Below are 10052 nucleotides of genomic sequence, written 5' to 3' on the forward strand. Positions count from 1 at the left end.
GGCCTATTTCCCATCGCGCGACTCGCGGATCGATTCGGCCCAGCGCAGCAGTTCGGCCACCGCCTCGAAGAAATCGGACGGCAGGAATTCGTCCACTTCCACTTTCTCGTACAGGCCGCGCGCCAGCGTGACGTTGCGCATGATCGGCACGCCGGCTTCCTCGGCGGCCTGCCGGATCAGCGCGGCCTCGTGGTCCTCGCCCTTGGCCACGATCAGCGGCAGGTCGTCCTTGCCCTGCTCGTAGCGGATGGCGATCGCCAGGTGGGTGGGATTGGTCACCACCACGCTGGCGCTGCGCACGCCGGCCAGGGTGTTCTGCTGCGCCCATTCCTGATGCAGCTGGCGGCGGCGGCCCTTGACCATCGGGTCGCCTTCGTTGTCCTTCAGCTCCTGCTTGATGTCGCGGCGGCTCATCTTCATCTTCTTGGTGAAGGCATAGCGCTGGTAGAACGCATCCAGCACCGACACGAAAAAGAACACGAAGATCACCCCCGTCGCCAGGCGCTTCACCGCGATCCAGTGCGCCTCGCCCAGCATCTCCGGCGGCGCCTGCGGCAACTGCGCGAACTGGCCGATCAAGCTGTACAGCACCCAGGCGAACAGCCCGATCAGCAGGCCGCTCTTGGCGATGGCCTTGATCACCTCGACCAGGTTCTCCTGCGAGAACAGCCGCTTGATGCCCTCGGCCGGATTGAGCCGGCTGGCGTCCGGCTTGAGCTTCTTGGGCGCGAAGACCGGCCCCACCTGCAGGAATTCCACCATCACGCCGACCGCCACCGCGCCGAGCAGGAAGGGCAGAGTGAGCCACAGGAAGGCTTCCAGCGTGGCCAGCCCCACCGTGTGCAGCGCCTGGCCAAATGGCTGATTGAGGCCGAGCAGGGTGGTGTCGAACAATCCGCTGAGGCGAGCGCGGATCAGGGGCATGCCCAGCATCACCATCAGCAGCCAGGCCAGCACCAGCACCGTGCTGGTCAGCTCGCGGCTCTTGTGGACGTCACCGTCCTTGCGGGCGTCGCGCAAGCGCTTGGGCGTCGGTTTTTCGGTGCGGTCACCGCTGTCCTTGTTCTGTCCGGCCATGAGTCCGCTCGCGCCTGTTGCGGTCAACCGATGCTACGCCCCGGCGTTGGGCTTTCACCGTGACCAGGACGCCAGTGTGGACAGGCCCGGTGCCGCCGGCCACCTAGGGATTACCCCAGCTAATTCAGCGCTCAAGCGAGACTTAGACTGATGCCAAGCATCGAATCCACACCGGGTGCCATGAGCCTTTCCGAACTCCAGTCGCGTTCGCTAGCGCCGTCCCTCGAGGTCGGCGGCCTGCATGCGCTGGCCGTCCAGGGCCTGGCGCAACGCCTGCCGGCGAGCCACGGCAACCAGCTGCTGGGCCTGGACGTATGGGCCGGCAGCAGCGCAGCGGAACGCCTGCTCGGCGGCGCCGATACGGCGCTGCCGGGCGGCGGTGTGCATCTGGACCAACTGGTCGGCCACATCCTCGCCCCGCTCGGCTGAGCCGGCGCGAGCGCCCGCATGAGCGCCCAACTGCAACCCTTCGCCGCACCGCTGCTGGAAACCACGCGGCGGCTGATCGGCGCGCTGCAACAGGAACCCTCGGTCGAACTGCGCCTGGCGCTGGCCAAGCGCGTGGTGCGCCAGCTCGGTGATGAGGCGTATCCGGTTTTCCTGAAGATCCTGCTGATCGTCGCGGAGAGCGAGGACACCGCCGCCAAGCAACTGGTGGCGGACCTGCTTGCCGCTGCCGCGCGGCGCATGGATCTGCCCAGCGGCCCGTTGAGCGCCTGGGGCGGTTCCAGCGGCGAGGGCGCGGGCCCCGGCTCACACACGCGCCGGCGCCTGCTCGGCCCGATCGAATACCTCACCGTGTGGCATTGCCAGCAGACCCAGCGCCCGATGCTGGAAGAAACCCTGTACGCCGACGCCGTGCGCAAGCTGCTCACGCTGTTCGATTTCAACCCCGAACTGCGCGAGCTGTATGCCGGCAAGCTCGGCTGCGATGCCGGCGGCGAACTGGAAGGTACCTACACGCGCGATACGCGCGACATCCTCAGCCGCATGGCGCAGCGCTGGCGCAAGCCGGAAAGCACGCCGGACGACGTAGTGCGCGCCGCGCTGCGGGGCGACGCGCCCAGCACGCCGGTGCCGCCGGGCTGGATCGTGCATCGACTCTGAGCGCTCAGGCGTGGCCGATGGTCGCCGTGGCCGCACTCCAATCCGCCGCAAGCAGTTCGAAGCGCCGGGCCCGCTTGCCGCCGTATTCGCAGGCCGCGGTGTCGCGGAAGCCAAGCCGCTCCAGCAGGTGCGCCACCACTTCGTTGTCGGGATGGAAATAGGCCACCACGCTCGGCAGGCCGAGCACCGCGAACGCTTGCCGGCACAGCAACCGGCCACCCTCGATCGCATACCAGTGGCCCCACGCCTACGTGGTGAGGCGCGCGCCGATCTGCACTTCACCGGTAGTCTCGACCGGCATCAGCGAGAAGGTGCCGAGGAATTCGCCGTCGAACGAATCGGCGCGCCAGATGCCAAGGCCGGAATGCTTCTCGGAGACCTGCTTGACCCAGGCGATCATGGCGGCCACTTCGAAGAAGCGCGTGGGGCTATCGTCCAGCAGCATGTGCTGCACTTTCGGTTGGGCGTATAGACGGCTGAGCCAGGCGATGTCGCCATAGCTCAACTCGCGCAGTCGAATGCGGCGGCTGCGCGCCACTTCCGCGCTCGCGGCCGGGGCCGCGGGCCTCGCCGTGACTTGCCGTTCCGCCGTGTCGCCCATGGCCGCGTCCCCGCCGAATCTCTCGCGACTCTGACGCGCAGCCATGACGCTGACTAGCTGGGGATTTCCCCAGGCCGATGGATCACAACGCAACGAAGCCTTGCGGCGTGAGCTTGATCGCGCGCAGATCCACGCCCATCTTCTGCGCGGTGCCGTTCACGCCATCCTGCAGCTTGGCCAGGCTGGCCGGATCGCTCTTGCGCTGCAGTTCGTTGCGCGTGGACGAGGCGATCATGGCGAGATAGCCGAAGGTCTCCGCCATTTCCTGCTTCTGCGCATCCGGCATGGCGACGAAGCGCGGATTGCGCGCCAGTGCCTGCTGCAGGTTGTGGCGGACGGCGTCGATGCCGGCGCGGTTCTGCCCGATGCTGCGGTTGTTCACCACTTCCCACGACATCGCCAGATACGCGGTGAAGGCGTCGGCCACGTTATGGTTGCTGTAGCCGTACTGCTGCAGCATTGCATTGAATTTCGCCAGCATGCCTTCGCGCACCAGCGCCTGGCGGTAGCTGTCCGGTTGGCGCCCGCCGAATTGCCGCGCGATGCGATCGAGCACGGCTTGGCTTACCTCGGAAGAGGACTGGAATTGCAGGGCCGCGAGATGGGTCGCGCTGGCCTGCTCATGGGCGCCGCCTTGGTGCGAGGACTGACCCTGTTTCAGGATCACCTCGCCCATCACGTTGGAGCCGATCGCCGAATTGTTCAGCACCAAGCCCTGGCCCATGCCCACCGTGGCGCCGGCGTCGTACTGCGCCTGCGCCGTGCTCGCCAGAAGCAGCAGAAGCAACGCGGGCAAGGATCGTTTCATGCGATGGCTCCCGACAAAAACAGCGCGGGGGCATGTTAGCCCCCGCGCGTGAACGGCCGGTGCAGCCGCTATGTCAGTTCTTGCGCGCCAGCGTGGTGAGGCCGTCGCCGATGGTCTTGATCGAGTTGCTGAAGGAGTTGGACAGGATGCCGAACATCTGCGACTGCGCGGAGAATTCGGCGTTGAGCTGCTGGAACACCTGCGCGTCGTCCTTGCCGGTGTGCTGCGACATCTGGTTGGTGAGATCCACCAAGTGCTGCGCATTCTGGCCGAGCATCTTGCCCATCGCCTTGGCGATCGCCACCAGCCAGCTCTCGCCGGCGCCGTCGGAATCCTTGTCCGAGCCGCTCTTCAGCGAGCGCATCAGCGACTCGTTGTTGATGATGCCGGTGATGTCCTTGGTCATCGCATCCTGCAGGTCGCCGCGGAAGCGGTCGGCGTCGCCGGTATAGGCGCCGTTCGGACCCTGGTGGTTGGCAGCGGCGATCACGTCATTGGTGGCCTGCGGCAGCGCGCTGTCGTTCCAGCCGCTGAGCGAGGCGGTATCGCCGCCGGAGAACGAAGCGTTGAAGGCGTCGCTGGCGTAGGTGCCGGTGGGGCCGAACTGCTGCGTCAGCGTGTTGTTCAAGGCCTCGCTGGCGATCTGGCGCACGGCGGAGTGGAGCACCAGCGACGAGCCACCGCTGAGCGAGGTGGACGCCGCGTCCAGGGCCGGATTGGCGATCGAGTTGAAGCTGATTCCGTGCGTCATGGCGATTCCTCTGCATCGATGGGTAAGGGAATGGACGGCCGCGCCTTCCCGGCGCCGCTGGCCTCGCCCGTGCTGACCGCCCCCGGGCCGTAGGCGAAGTATCCGCAGGCGCCGGTGAGCGACCAGCTAGGTCGAACCCTAGATAGGGATATCCCCTATAGCGGCCACGCGAACGCTGCGGACCAGATTCAAGTTACCTACAACGCGGATGGCTCGGCGACTGTTCTCGACGCACAAGGTGCGACACGCAGTTTCACCTTTCAAACGGTTCAGAACGTCAATCATCTTGGCAACGTAAGCGGGCCGGCTTGTTCGAGTTGCGGTCTTTTTGCCAGCTATGCCTTCAGCGCGGCTGGTGATCTCACTAGCACAATAGACTTCAACGGCAATAAGACCGTCTATTCCGCCAATACTTCGCATTTGGAAGAAAGTCGCGTCGAGGCCTCAGGGACTCAGCTCCAGCGCACGACTAACACGGCGTGGAACACTGCTCTGCGTGTACCGCTTAATCGCAGCGTGCTCGATGCATCCGGCAAAACTATTACGCAAGCATCGTGGGTCTACAACGCTGCTGGGCAACCCTTAGCCCGTTGCGAGATCGATCCCGTACAAGCTGCGAGCTACACCTGTGCTGCGACTGGCGCGGTTCCAGCCGGGGTGCGCCGCTGGACTTACAGCTATTGCAACACCGTGGATAGCACGCAGTGTCCGATCATCGGCTTGCCGCTCAGCGTGACCGGCCCGCGTACCGACCTGACCCAGACGGCCACCTACAGCTACTACCTAACCAGCAGTGCTGTGAGCTGCGGTACGCCGGGCGCGGCTTGCTACCAAGCTGGCGACCTGCACACCGTGACCGACGCGCTGGGCCATGTCACGACCTACGCCTCCTACGATGCCAATGGTCGCGTCACGCGCATCACCGACGCCAACGGGACCAGTACCGACCTTGCCTATACACCACGCGGCTGGCTCGCTTCGCGTACGGTCGGCAATGCGGTCACGCACATCACTTACACGTCCTATGGGGCGGTGCAATCCATTACCGACCCGGACGGCGTGACGGTCACCTACACCTACGACCCCGCCCACCGCCTCACCGATATTACCGACGCTCTGGGCAACCGCCTCCACTACACCCTCGACGCAGCCGGCAACAAAACCAAAGAAGAAACCTTCGACACCGGCGGCACGCTGCGCCGCTCGCTGTCGCGCACCTACAACACCCTGGGCCAGCTCACCGGCCTCAAGGATGGCCTGAGCCGCACGGTGTTCGACGCCAGCTTCACTGATAGCTACGACGCCAACGGCAACCTGGTGCGCAACGCCGATGCACTGGGCATCCAGCGCAAGCAGGGCTACGACGGCCTCAACCGGCTGGTCAGCACGCTGGACAACTACAACGGCACCGACACGGCCACTCAGAACACTCAAAGTGTGTTCGCCTACGACGCGCGCGACCAGCTGCTGGGCGTGGGCGATCCCGATGGCCTCAACACCACCTACGACTACGACGGCCTGGGCAACGCCGGCGCCGTGCACAGCCCAGATACCGGTACCAGTAGCTATGTCTACGACGCTGCCGGCAACCGCACCCAGACCACCGACGCCAAGGGCACGGTCAGCACGAGCACCTACGACGCCCTCAACCGCCTCACCGCGGTGAGCTACACCGACGCTACGCTCAACGTCGCCTACCACTACGACGAGCCCGACGCCGTCACCGGCTGCGTGGGCTCCAGCCCGGTGGGTCGCCTGACCCGCGTGATCGAAACCGCCGTCAGCACCACCTACTGCTACGACGCGCGCGGCAACGTGGTGCAGAAGCGTCAGACGCAGGGCACCCAGACCGACACCACCGCCTATAGCTACACCCTGGCCGACCGCCTCGCCAGCACGCTCACGCCGGGCGGCACGTCTATTCAGTACCATCGCGACGCCGCCGGCCGCATCAGCAGCGTCACCGCGCTGCCGCCCGGCACCACCGGCGCCGGGGCTGGCAACGTCGTCACTAACATCAGCTACCTGCCGTTCGGCCCGATTGCCAGCTACACCCTGGGCAACGGCCAGACCATTACACGCAACTACGACGCCAACTACGCACTGACCGACGTCACCAGCCCGGTGCTCAACCTGCACTTCGCGCGCGATGCGATGGGCAACATCACGGCGCTGGGCAATGCCGTGGGGGTGAATCCGGCCAGCGAAACCTATGCGTACGATCCGCTGTATCGCCTCACCGGACTGAAAGACGCCAACGGCAACGCCATCGAGAGCTACACCTACAGCAAGACCGGGGATCGGTTGAGCAAGACGGCAAGCGGCCTCGCCACCGGCACGTATGGCTATCAGAGCGGGACGCATTGGTTGACTAGCATCGGCACCAGTGCACGCACCTACGATGCCAATGGCAACACCACCGGTAATGCCGTCGCTGGCAACACGTACGGGTATGGCTACAACGGAAGAAACCGGTTGACGGTGGTGCAGCTCAATAACCAGACAGTGGGGCAGTACACGTACAACGCCATGGGACAGCGAGTCGCAAAGACGGCAACCTTTCCGCAGAGCGTTAGTCAACGGTTTGCCTATAACGAAGGTAGTCAACTGATTGGCGAGTACGGCACGATCAATCGCGACTACATCTGGTTGGATGATTTGCCCGTGGCGGTCGTCGACACTGCGGGCACCACCAGCACCGTGAGCTATGTACATGCCGATGGACTTGGCACGCCGCGTGCCGTTACCGATGCGACTGGAGCTGCTATCTGGCAGTGGAGTTATCAGAGCAATCCGTTTGGGGAGCAGCAACCCACTTCTGCAACGGCCTATGCCTTCAATCTCCGCTTTCCAGGACAGTACTACGACGCTGAGTCGGGGCTGGCAGACAACATCAATCGCGCCTACGAAACAACTACAGGTCGATATATTCAGAGTGATGCGATTGGACTAGGTGGTGGCCCTTCAACATATGCATATGTTGTTAGTTCGCCACTTAACACCATAGATCCCTACGGGCTCAGTTCGGTAGCGCAGTGTGCCAATCCCGTAAATGCAGCAGCGTGCGCTGCTGCGGGAATTGGAATAGGTGCATCGGCGACAGGTGGAGGTGGTGTTAGCGCAGGTACCGCGGTAGCTGTTGGAGCAGGCATTGCTACTGGCATAGGCGCGGGTGTCGCTTTACAACAGAAACAATGCCCAGATAATTCCTGTCAAAGATTTTATGATGAAATCATAAGTCTACGTAACGAAATCAAGGCGCGTTATGCGGCTATGCGCGTGGATAAGTTCGACCTCTATAACACTAGGTATGCTGGCAAAATGTCTTGGCTGGGCCATATCCAGCAGTTTGAGCAAAGACAGGCCGAACTGAGAGAGGTCATTGCGGAAGCTAACGGAGCGGGATGCCTGAGCTATCCGGATGATGCGTGGTACTGGGCTACAATCCAACCACCAACTCAGCCAGCGCCAAAATAAAGGTGAAGAAATGACGAAAGAAGCTTTGGTGAATGGCTGGATCGAGTTGCAGTACGCCCACCAAAAAGGTGAGGCGACTCGAGACTTAATTAATGTAGGAAGGGAGTTGGGACGACTGGCGCGAGAGGATCCACTCGAGTGCTTAAGGCTTGTTATTGAAATAATTGATACGGATGGCAGCGATCTAGTTATTTCAAATGTGGCGGCCGGCCCCCTGGAGAATGTAATTGTTATGAATGGATCTCTTGTTATCGGCGAGATCGAGAAGGTGTCTCGTTTGAATGAGAGCTTCAAGAAAGCGCTGGGCATGGTATGGCCACGAGATACTCCAGACGATATTTGGAGGCGTGTTGAAAATAGCTCCAAATAACTACCGCCAGGCGAGGGGTGCGCGAGATTTCTCGCTAGCCACACCAACTACCCGCCTACCATGGTGCCGCTACTAGTTAGCTCGGCGGCGGCGTAGTCGTTGAACGACACTACTTCTTCACCAATCCAGTCGTTGAGCTGACGGAAACGGGCCATCAACGGCAGCAGTTCGTTGATGGCAAACACCTGCGCCGCCGGCACCACCGAGCCAAATCCGGTGGTGCCGGTAGGTACCAGGCCAAGCAGCTGCGGCGGCACGCGGTGGGCGGCTAACACGTCATCGCGTGTGACGTTCTTGATGCTAAAGAACTCATCCTTGGCCGCCACCTCGCTGATCGGCATCAGCTGCAACCCATCCTTCTTGCCGTTCGGCGCATAGATAAACAGGTTGCGGAAGTTGCCAGGCCCCTTGCTGTTCTTCAGCGCGTCGCGGATGCCGTTCACCTGCTCTTCGTCGGCCAGTGCGTCAGTGACGTACAGGATGTACCCAGCGTGCGAACCGTTGAGGTAGTACTTGCGACGAAACAGCGTGCCTGCTTCATTCAGCCACGCACTCTGCAGAGCCGACAGGTACTCGGGTACGCCATAGACCTCCTGGTGAATGTCCGGCTCCATCAAGTGGAAGACCGAGCCCTTGGCGAACTCGTGTTCCGCCTTCCACCCCGTCACCTGAAAATAGACGTCCATGTCATCGGCACCGCGCCGCATGTACTTCGCCAGCGCAGGCTGTAGTTCCATGGTGGTGCGCAGGCGACTCTTGCGCCGCTCGAGATAGCCGTTCCCGAACACCATGAAATCCAGCGCCCACCGTGAGAACGCTTCGCGACTAAGCAGCTTGTGTGGCTTGAAACACGACACCAGAATATTGCGCTTCACGTAGATCGCGCTCGAGTGATGCGGCGTCGACCGAAACGATCGCGCGAGCCCGCTCATGGAGACCGGCGTTTCATACCACCGCCCATTGCGCCAGGCCTCGATGTACTCGAGCACGTCACGGCCATCGAGCACCGGCATGGGATCGCCAAAGCTGAAAGCCTCCGCACGCGCCGGGGTATTGTTGATCTCGGTCATCGTTAGAACATCTCCACAAAGCCGGAATTGCGCCCGTTGGCGCCTTCCAGCGGTTCATTGATCAGGGTGTGCATGCAGGCCCATGCCAGATCTGCGTGGCCGGTTTCTTCGGAACGACCGGCCGTGTACTTCACGTGCCGGCCGCTGTCGGTCAGGGTTTTGCGGATCGCCATGAACGACTGGGCGAAGTCGGTCCAGCCGGCATCGAACTGGAGACGGCCCTTGCCGATCACGTGCTGCGCCTTCATCACCATCTGCGCTTTGAGCTCGACGGAGTAGACGAACTTCCTGGCCAGCGGAAAGAACTGCACCACCAACTGGTGCACGGCCGCACCGATGCCGGTGCAGTCGATGCCGATGTAGGTCACGTGGTAGCGCTTGGTGATCTTGCGGATGAACTCCGCCTGCGCCTCGAAATCCAGCCCCTTCAAACGATGGCGCTCGAGCACACGGAACTTCCCGCCCGGGATACGCGGCGGTGCCACCACGACCAGGCCGGCGCTGTCGCCCCCATTCCCCAGCGACGGGTCATACCCCACCCACACCGGGTGATGACCGAAGGGACGCGCCGCCAAGGGCTGCAGTTCGGACCAGTCCACCCAGCTGTCGACCATGCCCTCCTGCATCATCTTCAACGTAAATAGGCTGTCGCCGTCGTCGATGAACTGACACATCAGCAGGTTGGCGAACTCGTCCGGCGTGTATTCGGTGCGTAGCTCGTCGATATCGAACAAGCTGCAGCCGCCGCGCTCGGCGTCTTCGATCGTGACGATCTGGCGCCACACCTTGTC

General features: G+C 62.8%; 10 protein-coding genes and 1 pseudogene. 4 read left to right on the forward strand and 7 right to left on the reverse strand.

All coding sequences use genetic code 11. From position 1 onward, the window contains the following. Positions 1-3: 3 nt before the first annotated feature. A complete protein-coding gene (gene sctU, locus AB4083_RS16750; protein ID WP_441609220.1) occupies positions 4-1077 on the reverse strand; it encodes a type III secretion system export apparatus subunit SctU in 1074 nt (357 codons plus the stop codon). A 180-nt stretch (positions 1078-1257) separates the two neighbouring features. On the opposite strand from sctU, the gene AB4083_RS16755 reads away from it, so the two are divergent. Both AB4083_RS16755 and AB4083_RS16760 read left to right on the forward strand, forming a co-directional pair. Further along, positions 1258-1506 (forward strand): hypothetical protein, encoded by a 249-nt coding sequence (locus AB4083_RS16755; RefSeq protein WP_441609221.1) that lies wholly within the window; start codon positions 1258-1260, stop codon positions 1504-1506. A gap of 18 nt (positions 1507-1524) precedes the next feature. Then, the gene (locus tag AB4083_RS16760) at positions 1525-2184 is read left to right on the forward strand and encodes a hypothetical protein (RefSeq protein ID WP_441609222.1); all 660 of its coding nucleotides are present in this window, start codon (positions 1525-1527) and stop codon (positions 2182-2184) included. 4 nt (positions 2185-2188) lie between these two features. Here AB4083_RS16760 and AB4083_RS16765 read toward each other — a convergent pair. The 4 genes and pseudogenes from AB4083_RS16765 to AB4083_RS16780 form a co-directional block, all read right to left on the reverse strand. Then, positions 2189-2419: pseudogene (locus AB4083_RS16765) on the reverse strand (GNAT family N-acetyltransferase); the annotation flags it as partial. A gap of 12 nt (positions 2420-2431) precedes the next feature. Beyond that, entirely contained in the window at positions 2432-2785 is a 354-nt protein-coding gene (locus AB4083_RS16770; RefSeq protein ID WP_441609223.1) for a hypothetical protein, read from the reverse strand. A gap of 82 nt (positions 2786-2867) precedes the next feature. After that, complete coding sequence (locus tag AB4083_RS16775; protein ID WP_441609224.1) at positions 2868-3593, reverse strand: DUF6683 family protein; 726 nt, start codon at positions 3591-3593, stop codon at positions 2868-2870. Positions 3594-3666: 73 nt separating this feature from the next. Beyond that, on the reverse strand, positions 3667-4344 hold the full coding sequence (locus AB4083_RS16780) for a hypothetical protein (RefSeq protein WP_441609225.1): 678 nt from the start codon (positions 4342-4344) through the stop codon (positions 3667-3669). 114 nt (positions 4345-4458) lie between these two features. Here AB4083_RS16780 and AB4083_RS16785 point away from each other — a divergent pair, with 114 nt between their 5' ends. After that, positions 4459-7821, forward strand: coding sequence for an RHS repeat-associated core domain-containing protein (locus tag AB4083_RS16785; RefSeq protein ID WP_441609226.1), 3363 nt, complete (start codon positions 4459-4461; stop codon positions 7819-7821). 10 nt (positions 7822-7831) lie between these two features. Next, entirely contained in the window at positions 7832-8191 is a 360-nt protein-coding gene (locus tag AB4083_RS16790) for a DUF6869 domain-containing protein (RefSeq protein ID WP_441609227.1), read from the forward strand. A 47-nt stretch (positions 8192-8238) separates the two neighbouring features. Here AB4083_RS16790 and AB4083_RS16795 read toward each other — a convergent pair whose 3' ends face one another. Both AB4083_RS16795 and AB4083_RS16800 read right to left on the reverse strand, forming a co-directional pair. Further along, the gene (locus AB4083_RS16795; protein ID WP_441609228.1) at positions 8239-9261 is read right to left on the reverse strand and encodes a phage portal protein; all 1023 of its coding nucleotides are present in this window, start codon (positions 9259-9261) and stop codon (positions 8239-8241) included. Between the two features lie 2 nt (positions 9262-9263). Further along, positions 9264-10052 (reverse strand): phage terminase large subunit family protein (locus AB4083_RS16800; protein ID WP_441609229.1); only part of this gene is annotated, 789 nt, incomplete at its 5' end.

The organism is Dyella sp. 2RAB6, assembly GCF_052115385.1.
In the GTDB taxonomy this organism is placed as follows: Bacteria; Pseudomonadota; Gammaproteobacteria; order Xanthomonadales; family Rhodanobacteraceae; genus Dyella_D.